Here is a 17,663-nt window from a genome sequence, read left to right on the forward strand (position 1 = left end):
CAGATATACATTATTTAATAAAAGTATTTTTATTTTTGGCTACACCCAAATGTGCGATGCCCTTTACCAAATTGCTTAGTTCTCACTTTGGCAAAGTAAGAAACGCGATGAAACAATGCATTAAATTGTTTAGTAAACTGAAGGCTATTCGCATCAAGAATGTAGTATGGATTTTTAGGTATATGAACTAAACGCTTTACCTCTTCAAAGGACTTAGCTAAGGCGCTCGCCCACGCAGTTACAATACGATTAAACAGATTAACTTTCTCTGACTCAAAGTTACCTAATGTTGAGAACTGGTCTTTATTAAAGAAAAGTACAATGTGATAGTGATGATGCAAAGAATGGTTGTGCTCTCTTGCCCAAATGTACCTTAGATTAGTCTTGTGAACTAACCCACCAGCTTTCTGCTTTCTTGCTTCATGACTTTTGATTTGTGCTTTCAATGAAGCGAAGAATCGCTTTAAAACTTTGTTAGAACTGTCTACTTCTCCTTTAGGCAACCTTAAGTCAATACGCACTGCAAAAGTGCGTTTATGTTCACATACAGCCTTGCTAATCACCTGCTCTATTATTGCGAGTTGATGAATAAAAAGAGGCTGCTCTTTGTGAGCTTGAGTGTCCCATTTAAAGTATTTGTTTGTCGTTGTTGTATGTAATCGAGACGTAGTACTTGATTGAAATGACATGATTCATCCTTTTGTTTTGAGAATTCATATCACTGCTCTAATGCTTATTTTTTTATTTGTTTTGAGTATCTATCAAGTCGTGAATGCTATAAATGCATTCACTTGTTAAGTCTTAAAGGGGTTATTAATAAACATACTAATACTACCAAACCGAAAATAGAGGTGATGACAAAGCCTGAGACTTTAAGGCTTAAATCAGCTCCAGCGCCCAGGCATCTTGGCATTTAAAATCACTTTGTTGCTCTGAAGTTAGTTCTAATCAAAAAAATATAGTACAAAGCCATATAATAAGGGAATTACTTTAATTTTTATCAACGAGAAATCTACGCGAAATCCACATGAAGTTACTAGGAAATCTCTAAGAGAGTTAATTGTGGTTATTTTCAATTTAAGTTAGGTAATTGTATTGAAGGTTTTTATTTGTGTGTTAAGTTGATGACTAAAAGCTTATAAGGAGATTAAGATGACCTATTGGAGAGACGAACTACGAGAAGCAAGAGTACGCTTGAACAAGCTACCCATCTATCAGCTGTTAACTCTTTTCTACGCTTTTAAATCACCAGATGAACAACATTTATGTGGTGATATTTCCCATGCTAACATTCAAAATAATCTGACCAACAGAATACTAAATTGGTTTTCAGCAAAAGTGTTAACCATAGAAAAATGTGAAAATTTTCTGAAGAGTTGCATTTCAATTAGTCAGATTAAAGCAACACCAAAAATGAATGATTACGAAGCTTTAAAAATAGTTAGTAATTCACAATTTAATTTTCCTATAGCATTTGACCTGTATGAATTAGTATTTATTGAAGTAAACTGCCAAAAGCAAACAGCACAAACACAATATGAAATTTTTAAAGGCATACTTAGTAGTTCTGATAAAATTATTGTTAATGACCTTGATTTCGTTATAGACGATAAGGACCTTTTAGACTGGTCAATAAATTTTTTAAGGAAAAATTCTAATCGACCTTGTATTGATCCGCTTAATCTATTAAGAGCTAAAGTTTCTAACCTTGATAATATTCAGCCAAAACTTTTATTAAGACATTTCGTTAGTCAAATGTTTAGCCAACCATACTTAGTGACTAATAGCGTAGATGCGAATACTCAAAGCTCAGAATTGAGCATACCTCTCCTAACCGCTGAAAAAACAGCATTAGTTACTAAATTTAAAGCAGCCTATATTAGAAGAAAATCTCGTAAAAACCCCAAAAAACTTACTAGGGAATATTCATTTACGATGAGTAAGTCTCTTGAAGAAAAACTAAACTTTTTAAGCAACGTTGAAAGTATGCGTAAAGCTGAGATAATCGAACGTCTCGTAACCGAGGCCTACTTTGATGTCAGTAATAAGCGACGTGTTTTCAAAGATCAATCTGGTACACCATACAGGTTAAGAAGTAAATGATAAGCGAATTCATTGCACTCCAGGTTGCACTCCAGTTAAAAGTACATATACATTAAATCTATATTTAACAGTGGATTAATAACAAAACAAGACTTCCCCCAGCTCTACCAAACGTATAAATCAAGACATCTCAGGATGTCTTTTTTTATGCCTTTAATTCAATAACATCATAATCGTTTATCGTCAGCCACTTACCTTATAACAAACTTAAAGGCTCTAAAATCTTACTCCCCATGCCCCCGATTTATCTGGCTTTTTACGTGCAATTCATGTAAAAAGCTCGCCTACTAGTCATATGATAATAATGTTTATTTGTATTTAAGTGTTTTAGTGGGTATCGATGAGTAAGACTTTATGTGAGTGGAAGCGAAAAGATATTGAAAGTAAGTTATCTCAGCTTGCTGATATTGTGTCGCCTAGTCATTTTATTTGTAAAAAATGTGCGCGTTCTGCCAGTGATAAGAAATACCTTTGTAAAGGCACTAAACTGAAATAATCATTCGCATTCTTACTAACAATTTTACCTAAACAGTCATTCATCGCCGGTTTTTACCTGATGAGCTTTAATGAGAGTGATTGCGCTTTTTGCTTAGCTGGATTTTTGCGTCTTTTCTCACCTAAATTGTTATTTTTATTTGTTTTTCTTTATGATCTACTTGTATTCATAAGCGTATTAAAGAACAATGCGTGCATAAATTCTTAGAGGAGTAACCGCTATGTTAGCCCCAGCAATGGTTGAAAAATTAAACGAGCAAATTAATTTAGAATTCTATTCTTCAAACCTATACTTACAGATGAGTGCTTGGTGTGAAGACAAAGGCTTCGAAGGTGCTGCTGAGTTTTTAAGAAAGCATGCCGTTGAAGAAATGGAACACATGAACCGTTTGTTTACTTATGTAAGTGAAACTGGTGCGTTACCAATTTTAGGTGCTATTGAAGCGCCTCCTCATGAGTTTAATTCTCTAGGTGATGTATTTAGAACCACTCTTGAGCATGAGTGCACTATCACTAAAGCAATTAACGAGCTAACTCATGTTGCTTTCACTACACATGACTACTCTACGTTTAACTTCTTACAATGGTATGTTGCTGAACAACATGAAGAAGAAAAGCTGTTCAAAGGTATTTTAGATAAGCTAGAGCTTATTGGTGAAGATGGTAAAGCACTATTCTGGATCGATAAAGATCTTGCTGAATTAGCAAAAACTGGAAGTACTTCTATTATGGAAGCTGGCGCTTAATCTAAGCGCCACTCACAAAAAAGGTAGCTGTTTAGCTACCTTTTTTGTTTTAAAATCAAACGCACAGAATTATCAATAAACATACTTTCAATAAGAGTTACATTCACCAAATTTAAATTAACCCTATTGATTTCTGGCTCTTTTACAAACCACCTTTAGTCAACTTCTCTGGGTTTAACAACTCCGTTAACTCACCTACAGATAAATCGGTATGCTCACTCGCAACATCAACAATCGGGCGCCCTTCTTTGTATGCTGTTTTCGCGATAAACGCTGCTTTTTCATAACCGATAATAGGGTTAAGAGCCGTCACTAAAATAGGGTTTTTTGCTAGTGCTTTATTAACGTTTTCTTCGTTCACATTGAATGTTGCAATGGCTTTATCGGCAAGGAGTCGACTGACATTCGCCAAAATATCGATACTTTCAATAATGTTATGAGCAATCACAGGTAGCATGACATTGAGCTCAAAATTACCTGATTGACCCGCTACCGAAATGGTCGTGTCGTTACCAATCACTTGAGCGCTCACCATGGCTGCCGCTTCTGGGATCACTGGGTTTACTTTACCAGGCATAATTGATGAGCCTGGCTGCAGTGCTTCAAGTTCAATCTCAGCAAGACCTGCCAGTGGGCCAGAGTTCATCCAACGTAAGTCATTGGCAATTTTCATATTTGCCACAGCCATTGCTTTTAATTGCCCTGAAAGGCCTACAATCGCGTCTTGAGAGCCAATATGGTAGAAGTGGTTGCTACTTGGTTTAAAGCGAATACCAATATTTGTACTTAAATATTGCGTGAACACCTTGGAAAATTGTGCATCGGCATTTACACCCGTGCCTACTGCTGTGCCACCTTGTGCAAGTTCGTAGACTCTTTCTACGCTACTTAATATACCTTGGTACGCGCAGTCAATCTGATGCTGCCAACCACCTAAAGTTTGTGCAAATGTTACGGGCATTGCATCCATTAAATGCGTACGACCTGTTTTAACTACATGACCGACTTGTTTAGATTTTTGCTCTATCACTTGTGATAAGTGTTTTAACGCAGGTAATAATTCATAAACTACAGCAACCGCACTACTGACATGAATAGCGGTTGGGATCACGTCATTTGAGCTTTGACCCATATTTACGTCGTCATTAGGGTGGATCTGAATACCGCTTTGTTGTGTTGCGAGCGTCGCGATCACTTCATTGGCATTCATATTCGAACTTGTACCCGAGCCTGTTTGAAACACATCAACCGGGAATTGGTCTAGGTGCTCACCTTCAATAATACTTTGCGCTGCTTTGGCAATCGCCTGTGCTTTATCTTGTGGGAGATGCCCTAGCTCTGCATTTGCCTCGGCCGCCGCTTGTTTAATGTAAGCAAGTGCTCGAATAAACTCTTGCGGCATAGTTAATTTGCTAACTGTAAAGTTATTGACTGCACGCTGAGTTTGCGCTTTATAAAGTGCGGCTTCAGGCACATCTAATACACCCATGCTGTCTGATTCTTGGCGAAATGTAGTCATCTTTGACTCCTATAAAAATGGATTAAATTCACGACACAGCACTCTTGCTTCAAGCTCCAGCGCCAAATATTTTTGTTTATCTGCTTGCTGCTGTTTGTAGAATCGCTTCAAAGCGAGAAGAGGCTTATATAGCTGCTCAAAACATTGCTTTCTGATTGACTCATGTACGAGTGGATCAGCAATTTTATTGAGTAACTCATTGAATACTCTTTTTAAATACAGTTCTTGTAACAATGTGCAATGACTGCTGCCGTACCATTTTGCTAATGCCAAACTGCCCTCAATATATTGCGATACCAAAACAGGTGCTTCTAATTGAGGTCTTCGACAGTGGGTTTTTAAACAAGGTGTGTAACAAGCAATAGTTTCTTTCAAACACATATGAACCGATTTCAAAATCACAATTGATAATCATTATCATTACAGTTAATCAATTGATTTTCAAGTTTGAATTTGAAGAATTTAAGTTGCTGTGAATAATCAGAATAAAGTTCTGGCACTGAGGCAGGAAAAAATATGAAGGAATTCAGTGAGTACGCGACGTAATCATTTGAAAGTAAAGGGCGAAGTAAAAATCGCTGCTACCAAGCCTATTCTGTAGTACCAACTTTATGTCAGTTAAGCAGACTAATAACAAAAATAAACGCGATATAAAATCGCTGCTACCAAACCAACTCTGTAGCACCAACTTTATGTCGGGTAAGCAGACTGATAATGAAAATAAACGTGATATAAAATCGCTGCTACCAAGCCTATTCTGTAGTACCAACTTTATGTCGGTTAATCAGACTAATAACAAAAATAAACGCGATATAAAATCGCTGCTACCAAGCCAATTCTGTAGTACCAACTTTATGTCTGGTACTCAGACTGATATTGAAAATAAACGCGATATAAAATCGCTGCTACCTAACCACTCCTGTAGCACCGACTTTATGTCGGTTAATCAGACTAATAATGAAAATAAACGCGATGTGAAATTGCTGCTACCGAGCCACTCCTGTAGCACCGACTTTATGTCGGGTACTCAGGCTTATAATGGATATAAACGCGATATAAAATCGCTGCTACCGAGCCACTCCTGTAGCACCGACTTTATGTCTGGTACTCAGACTAATATTGAAAATAAACGCGATGTGAAATCGCTGCTACCTAGCCAATTCTGTAGCACCGACTTTATGTCGGGTACGCAGACTGATAATAAAAATAAACGCGATATAAAATTGCTGCTGCCAAAGTAATTATTGAGCACCGGCTTTATTTTGGGCGTTTAAATACAAAAAAGGAGTGAAAATTCACTCCTTTTTTATCATTTAAAACAAGCTAATTGCTTATTTTAATTTGCTGTCTAGCTCTTCGATTTTAGCTTTCCAAATCGCTGGGCCTGCCGTGTGTGCGTTGTTACCATCGCTGTCTACTGCAACTGTTACTGGCATATCTTCTACTTCAAACTCGTAGATTGCTTCCATACCTAAATCTTCGAACGCTACTACGCGCGCTTTCTTGATTGCTTTAGATACTAAGTAAGCTGCACCACCTACTGCCATTAAGTAGATTGATTTATTTTGCTTGATAGATTCAACTGTTGCTGGACCACGCTCAGCTTTACCGATCATGCCCACAATGCCTGTATTTTCTAACATTAGGTCGGTGAACTTATCCATACGCGTTGCTGTAGTTGGACCTGCTGGACCTACAGCTTCGTCGCCTACTGCATCAACAGGACCAACGTAGTAGATAAACTTGTTCTCGAAATCTACACCTTCAGGTAAGCCTTCACCTGACAAGATCATGTCTTGAAGACGCTTATGCGCTGCATCACGACCTGTTAAGATTTTACCTGAAAGAAGAACAGTCTCACCCATCTTCCAATCTAGTGTGTCTTCTTTCGTTAGTGTGTCTAAGTTTACGCGACGTGTGTCTTCACCCACTTCAAACGTCAGCTCCGGCCAATCTTCAACTTTAGGTGCTTTAAGATCAGCTGGACCTGAACCGTCTAGCGTGAAATGTACGTGACGTGTTGCTGCACAGTTCGGGATCATTACAACTGGCTTTGATGCCGCGTGTGTTGGCGCTGTTTTGATTTTAATATCAACAACCGTTGTTAAACCACCAAGGCCCTGTGCACCAATACCTAACTTGTTCGCACGTTCAAAGATATCTAAACGTAGCTTTTCTTCAGCTGTTTCTGCACCGCGCTCGATTAGCTCGTGAATATCAACCGGATCCATCAGTGACTCTTTCGCTAGTACCGCGGCTTTCTCAGCTGTGCCGCCAATACCTATACCTAGCATGCCCGGTGGACACCAGCCTGCGCCCATAGTAGGTAGTGTTTTCTCAACCCAAGCAGCAACATCGTCAGATGGGTTAAGCATAACCATTTTAGTTTTGTTTTCTGAGCCGCCGCCTTTCGCTGCGATCATCACTTCAACTTCAGCGCCTGGTACCATGTCGATATGTACTACTGATGGCGTGTTGTCTTTGGTGTTTTTACGTGCGCCAGCAGGATCAGCAACAATTGATGCACGAAGTGGGTTGTCAGGGCTGTTATAAGCGCGACGTGTACCTTCATCAACCATTTGTTGCACAGTTAAGTCTGTTTTATCCCACTTAACATCCATGCCTACTTTAACGAAACACGTTACGATACCTGTGTCTTGACACAGTGGACGCTTGCCTTCAGCAGACATACGAGAGTTAATTAAGATCTGAGCAATCGCATCTTTAGCCGCTTTGCTTTCTTCTTTATGGTAAGCCTTTTCTAGCGCTTGAACGAAATCGAGTGGGTGGTAATAAGAGATATACTGCAATGCATCTTCAATGCTGTCGATGAAGTCTTGTTGACGGATCATACTCATGACGGTTCCTTAATAATCGTAAGTCAAATATAGCTTACGCCTTTAACATGTTGACGGTTTTAAGTGATTTTACCAATTGTATTAGAGTTTTGCTCAATTTTAACGACAGATAACGTTTATCGAAAATCGGTTAACGGTAATAGTTCAATAACGAGACGATAATTATTCTGTTTAGTGGTTCTATACAAATAATTTTCAACGACGTGAGTGAATCATTTAGCGCGTTAGAATGATCTAATTTTAAATTCAATTGGTATTGAGCATCACTATTGTAAAACTGGCAAATATGATACCCTCCTCGCCCGTTTCGGGCTAGTTTTCAGGTTCAAGTAAATGATAAATGAGCAAATCAATTGTAAAAAATTAGACATTAAGCTATCTACTGAGTTAGTTTTTGAGCAATTCGCCCATTTGCCTCACGCAATGTTATTAGATTCAAGTAACGCGCAACACGAAAATAGCCGTTATGACATCATCAGTTTTGAGCCAAAACACCTCGTCGAAGCGAAAAATAAGCACGTATTTTTGGATGGCAAACAACAAACACAAAGTTGTTTTGCAATTATGCAATCACTGTTAAGTAATTTATCGAATACACAAACCGCTGAAAATTTACCTTTCACCGGAGGATGGTTAGGTTACTTTGGTTACGACTTGGGTCGTTATATTGAATCCATGCCCGAGTTGGCAATAGAAGACATTAATATGCCTGATATGAGTGCAGGTCTATATTTAGATGCACTGATTTTTGATAATCAGACATCTGAGTGGTTTTATATTTCTCAGCCAAACTTTGATCGCCTTGATACGTATTTAGCGGCAATTAACAAACAAGCTGCAAAAGCAGTTCCTTTTAAGCTCACCTCTGAGTGGCAATCGAATCTTGATAAAAGCGCGTATGAAAAACAGTTTGATAAAATTCAAGCTTATTTAAAAAGTGGCGACTGCTATCAAATTAACTTAGCTCAGCGCTTCAGTGCAGAGTTTAATGGCGCCCCTTGGTCAGCCTACAAAACACTAAGAGCACACAACAAAGCGCCTTTTGCTGCTTTTATAAATCACCCACAAGGCTCTATTTTATCGGTGTCGCCAGAGCGCTTTATTCTGGTTGAAGATTGCAAAGTCGAAACTAAGCCAATCAAAGGCACACTGCCTAGATTAAAAGAAGCAGCAGCCGATAAAGAGCAAGCTGAAATACTTAAAAATAGTCCTAAAGATCGCGCCGAAAATGTGATGATCGTTGACTTACTCCGTAATGATTTAGGTAAAGTGGCCAAACCGGGCACTGTGACTGTGCCTAAACTATTCGATATTGAAAGTTTCCCTGCTGTTCATCATTTAGTGAGTACCGTACAGAGTGAGTTAGCTGAAGGTAAAACCGCTATTGATCAACTAGAGGCTGCTTTCCCAGGTGGCTCGATCACTGGTGCGCCTAAGATTCGTGCCATGGAAATTATTGAAGAACTCGAGCCTCATCGTCGCAGTGTATACTGTGGTTCTATCGGTTATATCAGTGCCTGTGGAAAGATGGACACATCAATCACTATTCGAACTTTGGTATGCAGTGAAGATAAAATTCATTGTTGGGCTGGCGGAGGCATTGTTGCCGATTCAAAAGCTGTTTTGGAATACCAAGAAACTTTAGACAAGGTAAACAAAATATTACCTATACTAAGTAATAGCTAAGCAAAAATCGGGAGGAGCAAATGAAGTTATCTGACATTTTATGTAAATTTAACCTCAGTGCGCCTCTCATTGACTCAGCTCACTTTGAAAATACCAGAGCAAGCGCCGTATTATTGCCTCTGCTCGAGGTGGATAACAAAGCCGCATTGTTATTCTGCAAACGGGCTTCTTACTTAAAACACCATCCAAGTCAAATTTGCTTTCCAGGTGGCAAATTTGAGCAATTTGACCCCTCACTCCAGGCCACAGCAATACGTGAAACTAATGAAGAGCTAGGTATTTGCCCAAGCCATATCAATTCTATCGGTCAATTACCCTCTCATAACACATTAACAGGCTTTACCATTTCCCCTATTGTCGCAACACTTCAATCTCACGCCTCATGGCACTCTGATAGTGATGAAGTAGAACGGGTATTTACGATTTCACTCGAACGTTTATTTGACGAAAAAAACTGGCGCTCAATAGAAGTACAATTAGGCGGAAAAGCCCGAAAATTCGATATTTTTCCTACAGAGCATGGCCTGCTATGGGGCGCGACGGCTAAATTAGTTAAAAACTTTGCTCAACTGGTCAGCTAAGCACCATTCTGAGGGTGCAAAATAGTTACATTGCAATACTTTAACGTTATGATGTGCGTCCGTTCAAAGGCAATGTTGAGTAGAAAAATATGATTAGTGCATTTGATATGTTTAGTATCGGGATTGGCCCGTCGTCTTCGCATACGGTCGGCCCAATGCGCGCCTCACGTCTTTATGTAAAAGATTTACAAGAAAAACAATTAATCGACAAAGTTACTTCTGTCAAAGTTGAACTATATGGTTCACTTGGCCAAACAGGTGTAGGTCACGGCTCAGGTAAAGCTGTGATTTTAGGGTTAGCTGGTTACGACCCAGAGACCATCGATGCCGATACTGTTCCTGAAATTTTAGACACCATCGAAAACGAACAAGTTATCTATTTAGATAAAACCCATAAGGCAGCTTTTCCAAAGCAAGGCGCGATTGTTTTCCATCGTCGTAAAACCTTGCCTAAGCACTCAAACGCCATGGAAATTTTCGCATATGCTGGCGATGAGCTAATTCATAGCCAAGTCTATTATTCTATCGGCGGCGGTTTTATTGTGACCGAAGAAGCCTTCGACCAAGAAAAACAAGCTGCACTTAATATTCGCGCAGAAAACCCAGCACCTTACCCTTTCAATAATGCTCAAGAGCTATTGGATATGTGTAAAGAGACAGGTTTAAGTGTGTCATCTCTGATGATGGCAAACGAAAAAACACTTCGCGCGGAAAAAGATATTAAAGACGAACTCTTCAATATCTGGACCGTCATGAAAGCTTGTATTGAGCGTGGGATGCGTACTGAAGGTATTTTACCGGGCGGCTTAAAAGTAAGACGTCGTGCACCGAGCTTATATTTAAAACTAAACGTTGAAAATAACAACGACCCACTGCGTGCAATGGACTGGGTTGATTTATTCGCTCTAGCCGTCAACGAAGAAAACGCTGCTGGCGGCCGTGTAGTAACTGCACCAACAAATGGCGCGGCGGGAATTCTACCTGCAGTATTAATGTACTACCATACTTTCATCAAAGAAGTAGATGCTGAAATTGCCACACGTTATTTATTAACCGCTGCTGCGATTGGTATTCTTTATAAAAAGAACGCGTCAATTTCAGGTGCAGAGGTTGGTTGTCAAGGTGAAGTCGGTGTAGCTTGTTCAATGGCAGCAGGTGCGCTTACTGAAATCATGGGCGGCAATGTAGTACACGTTGAAAACGCGGCAGAAATCGGTATGGAGCATAACTTAGGTTTAACATGCGACCCTGTTGGTGGTTTAGTTCAAGTCCCTTGTATCGAACGTAACGCTATGGGTGCAGTAAAAGCCATCAATGCTTCACGTCTTGCTATGCGTGGTACGGGCGATCAAAAAGTATCGTTAGATAAGGTTATTAAGACCATGTTGGATACTGGTAACGATATGAAAACCAAATACAAAGAGACCGCACGTGGTGGTCTTGCGGTAAATATTATCGAGTGTTAATAACTAACAATAGTTAGACACAAAAAAGGCTGCAATTGCAGCCTTTTCCTAATACGAGTTAATTACTTCACTGGTAACTCAATATCTTTGAAAAGCTCGTCTACGTCATCTTGGTTACGCAATAGGCTCGCTTTTTCAACCAACTCTTTGGTTAAATGTGGTGCGAAGCGCTCAATAAAGTCATACATATAACCGCGTAAGAAACTGCCTTTTCTAAAGCCTATCTTAGTTGTGCTAGCCTCAAATAAGTGACTTGCATCGATACAAACTAAATCGTCATCTGTCTGGGTATCGATAGCCATGGTAGCTAAAACACCCACACCTAAGCCTAAGCGAACATAAGTTTTAATCACATCAGCATCTGTTGCAGTAAATACAATATGTGGCTCTAGACCATGGGCATTAAACGCTTTATCAAGTTCTGAACGACCAGTAAAACCAAATACATAGGTGATCAGTGGATACTTCGCGATATCTTGAACCGAGATATTCTTACCCAGTTTTGCAAGTGGATGATCTTTTGTGACCACAATGCTTCTATTCCAGTGATAACATGGCAACATAACCAAATCGCTATATAAATGCAGCGCTTCTGTTGCAATTGCAAAATCAGCATCACCACGAGCAGCCGCATCAGAAATTTGCTGCGGCGTACCTTGATGCATATGCAAAGACACTGCTGGATATTTTTGCATAAACCCCTGGATCACACCTGGTAGCGCATAGCGAGCTTGAGTATGAGTTGTTGCAATATTCAACTTACCTTGATCTGGTAAAGTATGCTCATTCGCAACGGCTTTGATCCCTTCGACTTTAGAGAGTATTTCTCGGGCAATATTAATGATTTCATTACCCGCAGGGGTAACATGCGTAAGGTGTTTACCGCTTCGACCAAAGATTTGCACACCGAGTTCATCTTCGAGCATTCTAACCTGTTTAGAAATACCAGGCTGAGATGTGTATAGACTTTCAGCCGTTGCCGAAACGTTAAGGTTGTGATTGAGGACTTCTACAATATATTTTAGTTGTTGTAATTTCATAATATTTTTATTGTTTTAGTTTTTTCACGAGCAACGGCGTCGTTATTGAGCCATACAGCATTTTGCCCTAATTCTTTAAGGCTAGCATATTTGAAGACTTTCAGGTAGCAATTGCCTCATTTGTTTGCGACTGACCATTATTTGAATCTTAAACTATAATAAAAAGCTATGAATTAAATGTATTTTTTATCAGAATATCGTGTTGCGCTATTCAGTAAGTGATAATTTCATGTAAGATAAAAATGGTTTGAGAAATTATGATTGAGAAGTCGCTATGCTTGTCCCAATAATTATTGTGCTAATTGTTGCTTTGATCATCATTGCCGTATGGGTGAGTGCAGTTCAGCAGCATAAAGAGAAGCAAGAAGCAGAAAGAAGAAAAGAGCTTGCTAAACAAAAACGCATCATTGAAGAATCTGAAGATGTGATTGTTAATAGCAGTAACATTCCAATGTCTGAGTTTATGATTCAAGTACTGCAAAGACGTGTTCATGACGCCCTGGCTGTTATGGTCGAACTCTCGCCTACATCAAGAGAATTAAAAAACCGCTTGCACGAATCAAAAGAGCGGATGAACTCAACACCTGAAAACGCAAATAATTCTGACAATTTAAGCTTGCCTGAAAGCGACAAACAACTTATCGCCTTAGTACAAGGTATTAAAAAGCTGAGAGGCGTGCTTCGTTCTGAGCATTCCAAAGGTAAAGTTGAAACGCAAAAATTTGTTGCCGAAGATAGAAGACTTGAAAAGCTACAATTAAAAATTAATGTTGAAAGCCAAATTAAACGTGGTGTTGCAGCAAGAACGGCAAATATGGTCGGCTCAGCTCGACAGTACTTCGAAAAAGCTTATGCTACAATTTGTGCAGTTACCTACTCTGATGAATATGTCACTAACAAAAAGCAACTGCTAGAATCTTATTTAAACGAAATCAGTAATGAATTAAAAGCGTCTAATGAATCATCTGTTAAACAGAAAAAAGAACAAGAGCAAGACGATTTAGATGTTTTATTTGCACCGAAGAAAAAGTGGTAACACTTTTCTTCGGCATCAAATTTCACCAATTAGCTTAGAGCAAACTTTACTAAAAACAGCGCGGTTAATACCCAAACACTAATCGTGATTTCATCTTTCTTACCACATACAAACTTCACTGCAGTGTAAGCAATAAAGCCCAAAGCAATACCATGTGCAATTGAGAATGTCAGTGGTGTCATCAGTAAAACAACACTCACTGGGATTGCATCTGTCATGTCATCCCAATTCACTAGCTTTAAATTTTGCAACATCAGTACTGCAACATACAAAATTGCCCCCGCAGTGGCATAAGCTGGGATCATTTGCGCTAAAGGCGCAAAGAAAGTCATTAATAAAAAGCATACGCCAACAACAACGGCGGTTAAGCCCGTTCTGCCACCCACTGACACACCTGATACAGATTCAATATAAGATGTCGTTGTTGAAGTACCTAGCATAGAGCCTGCGATTGTGGCTGTACTATCGGCAGAAAGTGCACGGCCCAAACGTGGCATTCTGCCCTGCTCGTCTGCTAAACCCGCTTTTTGTGTTACCGCCACCAAAGTGCCTGATGTATCGAATAAGTCTACAAATAAGAACGCAAATACAACACTCAACATAGAAAGCTCAAGTGCACCCGCGATGTCTAATTGCATAATAGTCGGGGCAATACTTGGCGGCGCAGACACTATTCCTTGATACTCAATCAAACCTAATGCCCATGCAGCAATCGTTACAATAAAAATACTGATCAGAACGCCACTTTTGACGTCTCTGAACATTAGTGCTGCAATAACAAAAAAGCTTAAAATTGCCAGTAACGGACCGGCACTGGTGATATCACCCAGTTGCACAAGCGTTGCAGGACTTGCGACAATTATTTCGGCATTCTTAAGCGCGATTAAAGCTAAAAATGCCCCAATCCCCGTTGCAATTGCTTGCTTCAATACAAGGGGGATCGCGTTAATAATCCACTCTCGCACTTTAAATAAACTTAAGACAAGAAAAATACACCCAGATAAAAACACAGCCCCTAATGCAGACTGCCAGCTATAACCCATACCTAGTACAACGCCATAAGTAAAAAAGGCGTTCAACCCCATACCCGGAGCAAGTGCTAGAGGGTAATTCGCCCAAAAACCCATAATGAAGCAACCAATTGCCGCAGCAATGCATGTGGCTACAAAGGCCGCACCAAAATCCATGCCTGTTTGCGCTAGCATTGCCGGGTTCACAAAAACGATGTAAACCATGGTGAGAAAGGTCGTGAGTCCAGCAATTAACTCAGTTTTCACACTAGAGCCTTGATGCTTGATAGAAAATAGCTTTTCGAGCATAGATGTTTCCATTGGTAAAAGTTAAAAGAAATTTATAATTCTTATGAAAGCGGCGCTATTTTAGCGGTTAATGACAGTGATTAAAAATGCAATTGCTGTTTCTTTTAGCTAAGGTTATTTGTCAGACCTATTAATCTTTCAGATTCAATTTTTACCTTAGTTTATTTGGTATTTACACAAAGCTGAGGCTAGCTGACTGAGCTCGCAAAGCATTTTTATTCGATGCCTGCCAGTCTATAAAGCAGTAGAGATGCTGTGACATAAAAGAAAATAAGGAGGGGCTTTTACACCTTATATGAATAATAAAGGCATCTCATCACAAAAAGCTTTAAAAAATAACTGCATAATGACCGTAAAAATATATAATTAGCTAATCATTTGGCAAGAATTTAGCATAACTAAATTTATGGCCAACATGGTCACAAAGTTTTGACTACAATAATATTAAGCTTTTCAAAAATAGGTAGAGTATGGATAAATCGCCAGATAATAGCGCGGCGCATCACGACTTAGAGCAACAGCTATTTAATGTGCTTGAGTTCGTTACAACACCTCCTCATGGTGAACTACGCTATCCGAAAGAGCATGACTCTGTCACTGCTTTTAAAAAAGGGTTGTACTACCTACAAGAAAAATCCTATCCGCTGGCAACGAAGTGGCTGCGTATGGCTGCTATGTCAGGAGATAACAAAGCACAATTTTATTTGGGTTTGATGTTTATAAAAGGCCAAGGTGTACCACAGAGTGTATTCCATGCAATGGCTTGGTTGTCACTCGCTCAAAGCCAAGGCGTTGATGCGGCCAATGCAGTAATAGAACAAATTAAACCGCATTTAACAACGAAAAGAATCAAAGATGCGCAGTGCTATGCTGCCACCTTATACGAACAGATTCATCAATTACAGTTCCAGTCTAATTAAACCTATTTTTTTATACAGTAGTTTTATACAGTACTTACTGTAAAAAACTACTGTATAAAGCACCCGCATCTATAGCTCGTCAAAATCGCCGAGAACCCAAAATACCATAACCAATTGAATATACTAACTTTATTATATAACCCTAATTAAAATTGATTAAAAAGTAACATTTCTGCTTGCATTAAAACACTGTATAAACTACTGTATATAAATACTGTATAAACAACCAGTGAGATGATTATGTTACAGACAACCGCAGTTTTACCAAGCTCAGTAAAAAAAGTAGATGCCTCAAAAGCCGTTAACTTTGTTGAAACTCCTGATGAAATTTGTGCAAGTCTTGAACTGCTTAAAATCATTCACCAATGTAATCACAAACAAGGCTGGACACTGCTAATTGCACCTGACCATATTCCAAATAAAGATATGCTCGAGGCCAGCTCGATAGACTCAAGTAAATTATTAGTGATCAGAAAAAAGCACATCGTTGATTTAGAGTATGTTCTAAATTCTGCGTTAAATAATGGCAACTTTGCAGCGGTTATTACATGGACTGGTATTACAAATTCAGAACTACTTTCGCAAATGCACCTAAGCCAAACAGATATCTCGCTATACTGTTTTACTGAAACAAGCAGCAAAGCGTGTACAATAGAACGTATAGCAAGTTAATAAAAGATTTTCTTATGTGTTACTGTTCTAACACTCAACCTTATGAGTCATGCTGCAATGTATTTATTGCTAAGCAAAAGTTACCTGAAACAGCTGAGCAGCTTATGCGCTCTCGTTACAGTGCTTATGCGACTAATAATGCACAGTATATAATTGAGACTTATGCAAAATCTGAGCAAATCAATCACAGTCTTAAAGACATCGCTGCATTCGCTTCATTTGCCGACTTCATAAAACTCGAGATCGTCGCAACAAAAACTGAACCTGAGTTTGATTATGTGGAGTTTAGAGCACATTATCTGGCTGACGGAAAACATTGCCAAATACATGAGGTTTCAAGATTTATTAAAGAAGAAGGGGCGTGGCGTTACTTAGATGGCCAATTATATGATGTGCCTGAGTTAAAAGTATCTAGAAATGACCCCTGCCCCTGTGACAGTGGCAAAAAATTTAAGAAGTGTCACGCTGGTTGATTTAAACCGCACTCAAGTTCACTCACTATCATCTCGCATTAGGCGGACAACTGAACCGCCTGCTGCATTTCTCCGCTAGCTAATTGATCATAAAAACCCGCTGCATCTATTTTGGGTTTATCTATCTCTAATGCGCCTGCTCTTTGAGCGAAAATTTTAGCCTGCACAGTAGGTTCACAATTATCAATAATAGCCAACTCAATGTGCTTTTTATCGTCTCTGATATATAAAGGTTCTGGCGAAAGACAATTTCTAAGCCTTAATTCTGTAAGTCCCTGCTCATAAAGTAAACGGCTATTATTTTCACCTATGGTCATATCATAAGTGTTTGGGGCCGTTTGTTGCTGCGGACCAATTTGAAGCTCTTGTTTTAACGCATCTTCGCTCTTGTCTGACTCAATTAATTCTGATTCAGGTAAATGAAATTCACTGAAGTCGAGTGCATTTGGTGAAAGCATAGCCAAACAAAGCGCAAAATCAGCACGACGATCTTGTGCCACGCTTTTTGCTAGCGTGTCACCAAGCTGATGCTCCTTGTTTAAAATGCGCTCTAATTGCATAGAGTTTCACCGATTATTTAAAAAGTTATATTTTTATCGGCATTTTTTAAATTTTCTTTAGTTGTTTTCTTTACTTAATAAAAAACTTTGTTATTATCAGCGCCGTTGTTTAGGAGGGGTTCCCGAGCGGCCAAAGGGATCAGACTGTAAATCTGACGGCTCTGCCTTCGCTGGTTCGAATCCAGCCCC

At 39.2% G+C, this 17,663-nt stretch carries 17 protein-coding genes; 10 read left to right on the plus strand and 7 right to left on the minus strand.

Features of this window, described 5'->3' with window-relative positions; translation table 11 throughout:
* Positions 1 to 29: 29 nt before the first annotated feature.
* Entirely contained in the window at positions 30 to 689 is a 660-nt protein-coding gene (locus AC1HJP_RS08135) for an inovirus Gp2 family protein (RefSeq protein ID WP_480361384.1), read from the minus strand.
* A gap of 463 nt (positions 690 to 1,152) precedes the next feature.
* On the opposite strand from AC1HJP_RS08135, the gene AC1HJP_RS08140 reads away from it, so the two are divergent.
* The gene (locus AC1HJP_RS08140; RefSeq protein ID WP_480361385.1) at positions 1,153 to 2,103 is read left to right on the plus strand and encodes a hypothetical protein; all 951 of its coding nucleotides are present in this window, start codon (positions 1,153 to 1,155) and stop codon (positions 2,101 to 2,103) included.
* 716 nt (positions 2,104 to 2,819) lie between these two features.
* Positions 2,820 to 3,344, plus strand: coding sequence for a non-heme ferritin (gene ftnA / locus AC1HJP_RS08145; protein ID WP_058029484.1), 525 nt, complete (start codon positions 2,820 to 2,822; stop codon positions 3,342 to 3,344).
* Between the two features lie 142 nt (positions 3,345 to 3,486).
* On the opposite strand, the gene AC1HJP_RS08150 is transcribed toward ftnA, so the two are convergent.
* Positions 3,487 to 4,863: a class II fumarate hydratase gene (locus tag AC1HJP_RS08150; protein WP_480361386.1), complete on the minus strand. Its 1,377-nt coding sequence runs from the start codon at positions 4,861 to 4,863 to the stop codon at positions 3,487 to 3,489.
* Between the two features lie 9 nt (positions 4,864 to 4,872).
* Positions 4,873 to 5,244: a hypothetical protein gene (locus AC1HJP_RS08155; RefSeq protein ID WP_349285932.1), complete on the minus strand. Its 372-nt coding sequence runs from the start codon at positions 5,242 to 5,244 to the stop codon at positions 4,873 to 4,875.
* Positions 5,245 to 5,474: 230 nt separating this feature from the next.
* Between AC1HJP_RS08155 and AC1HJP_RS08160 the strand changes: the two genes are divergently transcribed.
* Positions 5,475 to 6,104, plus strand: coding sequence for a hypothetical protein (locus tag AC1HJP_RS08160; RefSeq protein ID WP_480361387.1), 630 nt, complete (start codon positions 5,475 to 5,477; stop codon positions 6,102 to 6,104).
* Positions 6,105 to 6,194: 90 nt separating this feature from the next.
* Here the strand turns inward: AC1HJP_RS08160 and AC1HJP_RS08165 are convergent, their stop codons facing one another.
* Positions 6,195 to 7,721: a fumarate hydratase gene (locus AC1HJP_RS08165; protein ID WP_130255919.1), complete on the minus strand. Its 1,527-nt coding sequence runs from the start codon at positions 7,719 to 7,721 to the stop codon at positions 6,195 to 6,197.
* A 333-nt stretch (positions 7,722 to 8,054) separates the two neighbouring features.
* Here AC1HJP_RS08165 and pabB point away from each other — a divergent pair, with 333 nt between their 5' ends.
* From pabB to AC1HJP_RS08180, 3 genes are all read left to right on the plus strand, one after another.
* Positions 8,055 to 9,407, plus strand: a complete 1,353-nt coding sequence (pabB, locus tag AC1HJP_RS08170; protein ID WP_480361388.1) for an aminodeoxychorismate synthase component I — start codon at positions 8,055 to 8,057, stop codon at positions 9,405 to 9,407.
* A gap of 20 nt (positions 9,408 to 9,427) precedes the next feature.
* Complete coding sequence (locus AC1HJP_RS08175; RefSeq protein WP_480361389.1) at positions 9,428 to 9,988, plus strand: CoA pyrophosphatase; 561 nt, start codon at positions 9,428 to 9,430, stop codon at positions 9,986 to 9,988.
* An 89-nt stretch (positions 9,989 to 10,077) separates the two neighbouring features.
* Entirely contained in the window at positions 10,078 to 11,454 is a 1,377-nt protein-coding gene (locus AC1HJP_RS08180; RefSeq protein WP_480361390.1) for an L-serine ammonia-lyase, read from the plus strand.
* Between the two features lie 62 nt (positions 11,455 to 11,516).
* Here AC1HJP_RS08180 and cysB read toward each other — a convergent pair whose 3' ends face one another.
* Positions 11,517 to 12,494 carry an HTH-type transcriptional regulator CysB gene (gene cysB / locus AC1HJP_RS08185; protein ID WP_058029479.1) on the minus strand — a complete coding sequence of 326 codons (978 nt, stop codon included), beginning with the start codon at positions 12,492 to 12,494 and terminating at the stop codon, positions 11,517 to 11,519.
* 274 nt (positions 12,495 to 12,768) lie between these two features.
* Here cysB and AC1HJP_RS08190 point away from each other — a divergent pair, with 274 nt between their 5' ends.
* Positions 12,769 to 13,530: a hypothetical protein gene (locus AC1HJP_RS08190; RefSeq protein WP_480361391.1), complete on the plus strand. Its 762-nt coding sequence runs from the start codon at positions 12,769 to 12,771 to the stop codon at positions 13,528 to 13,530.
* A gap of 29 nt (positions 13,531 to 13,559) precedes the next feature.
* Here AC1HJP_RS08190 and AC1HJP_RS08195 read toward each other — a convergent pair whose 3' ends face one another.
* Complete coding sequence (locus tag AC1HJP_RS08195) at positions 13,560 to 14,849, minus strand: NCS2 family permease (protein WP_480361392.1); 1,290 nt, start codon at positions 14,847 to 14,849, stop codon at positions 13,560 to 13,562.
* A 470-nt stretch (positions 14,850 to 15,319) separates the two neighbouring features.
* On the opposite strand from AC1HJP_RS08195, the gene AC1HJP_RS08200 reads away from it, so the two are divergent.
* The 3 genes from AC1HJP_RS08200 (at position 15,320) to AC1HJP_RS08210 (ending at position 16,914) form a co-directional block, all read left to right on the plus strand.
* Complete coding sequence (locus AC1HJP_RS08200; protein ID WP_480361393.1) at positions 15,320 to 15,769, plus strand: tetratricopeptide repeat protein; 450 nt, start codon at positions 15,320 to 15,322, stop codon at positions 15,767 to 15,769.
* Positions 15,770 to 16,009: 240 nt separating this feature from the next.
* The gene (locus AC1HJP_RS08205; RefSeq protein WP_480361394.1) at positions 16,010 to 16,441 is read left to right on the plus strand and encodes a SulA-like leucine-rich domain-containing protein; all 432 of its coding nucleotides are present in this window, start codon (positions 16,010 to 16,012) and stop codon (positions 16,439 to 16,441) included.
* A 14-nt stretch (positions 16,442 to 16,455) separates the two neighbouring features.
* Entirely contained in the window at positions 16,456 to 16,914 is a 459-nt protein-coding gene (locus AC1HJP_RS08210; RefSeq protein ID WP_480361395.1) for a YchJ family protein, read from the plus strand.
* Positions 16,915 to 16,952: 38 nt separating this feature from the next.
* On the opposite strand, the gene AC1HJP_RS08215 is transcribed toward AC1HJP_RS08210, so the two are convergent.
* A complete protein-coding gene (locus AC1HJP_RS08215; RefSeq protein WP_480361396.1) occupies positions 16,953 to 17,474 on the minus strand; it encodes a VC2046/SO_2500 family protein in 522 nt (173 codons plus the stop codon).
* Positions 17,475 to 17,663: the final 189 nt, after the last annotated feature.

Source organism: Pseudoalteromonas sp. NFXS53, from assembly GCF_056629255.1.

Excerpts from the sequence above, each read along its gene's own strand:
- AC1HJP_RS08135 (WP_480361384.1), bottom strand. The coding sequence starts at position 689 with ATGTCATTTCAATCAAGTACTACGTCTCGATTACATACAACAACGACA.
- AC1HJP_RS08140 (WP_480361385.1), top strand. The coding sequence starts at position 1,153 with ATGACCTATTGGAGAGACGAACTACGAGAAGCAAGAGTACGCTTGAAC.
- ftnA (WP_058029484.1), top strand. The coding sequence starts at position 2,820 with ATGTTAGCCCCAGCAATGGTTGAAAAATTAAACGAGCAAATTAATTTA.
- AC1HJP_RS08150 (WP_480361386.1), bottom strand. The coding sequence starts at position 4,863 with ATGACTACATTTCGCCAAGAATCAGACAGCATGGGTGTATTAGATGTG.
- AC1HJP_RS08155 (WP_349285932.1), bottom strand. The coding sequence starts at position 5,244 with ATGTGTTTGAAAGAAACTATTGCTTGTTACACACCTTGTTTAAAAACC.
- AC1HJP_RS08160 (WP_480361387.1), top strand. The coding sequence starts at position 5,475 with ATGTCAGTTAAGCAGACTAATAACAAAAATAAACGCGATATAAAATCG.
- AC1HJP_RS08165 (WP_130255919.1), bottom strand. The coding sequence starts at position 7,721 with ATGAGTATGATCCGTCAACAAGACTTCATCGACAGCATTGAAGATGCA.
- pabB (WP_480361388.1), top strand. The coding sequence starts at position 8,055 with ATGATAAATGAGCAAATCAATTGTAAAAAATTAGACATTAAGCTATCT.
- AC1HJP_RS08175 (WP_480361389.1), top strand. The coding sequence starts at position 9,428 with ATGAAGTTATCTGACATTTTATGTAAATTTAACCTCAGTGCGCCTCTC.
- AC1HJP_RS08180 (WP_480361390.1), top strand. The coding sequence starts at position 10,078 with ATGATTAGTGCATTTGATATGTTTAGTATCGGGATTGGCCCGTCGTCT.
- cysB (WP_058029479.1), bottom strand. The coding sequence starts at position 12,494 with ATGAAATTACAACAACTAAAATATATTGTAGAAGTCCTCAATCACAAC.
- AC1HJP_RS08190 (WP_480361391.1), top strand. The coding sequence starts at position 12,769 with ATGCTTGTCCCAATAATTATTGTGCTAATTGTTGCTTTGATCATCATT.
- AC1HJP_RS08195 (WP_480361392.1), bottom strand. The coding sequence starts at position 14,849 with ATGCTCGAAAAGCTATTTTCTATCAAGCATCAAGGCTCTAGTGTGAAA.
- AC1HJP_RS08200 (WP_480361393.1), top strand. The coding sequence starts at position 15,320 with ATGGATAAATCGCCAGATAATAGCGCGGCGCATCACGACTTAGAGCAA.
- AC1HJP_RS08205 (WP_480361394.1), top strand. The coding sequence starts at position 16,010 with ATGTTACAGACAACCGCAGTTTTACCAAGCTCAGTAAAAAAAGTAGAT.
- AC1HJP_RS08210 (WP_480361395.1), top strand. The coding sequence starts at position 16,456 with ATGTGTTACTGTTCTAACACTCAACCTTATGAGTCATGCTGCAATGTA.
- AC1HJP_RS08215 (WP_480361396.1), bottom strand. The coding sequence starts at position 17,474 with ATGCAATTAGAGCGCATTTTAAACAAGGAGCATCAGCTTGGTGACACG.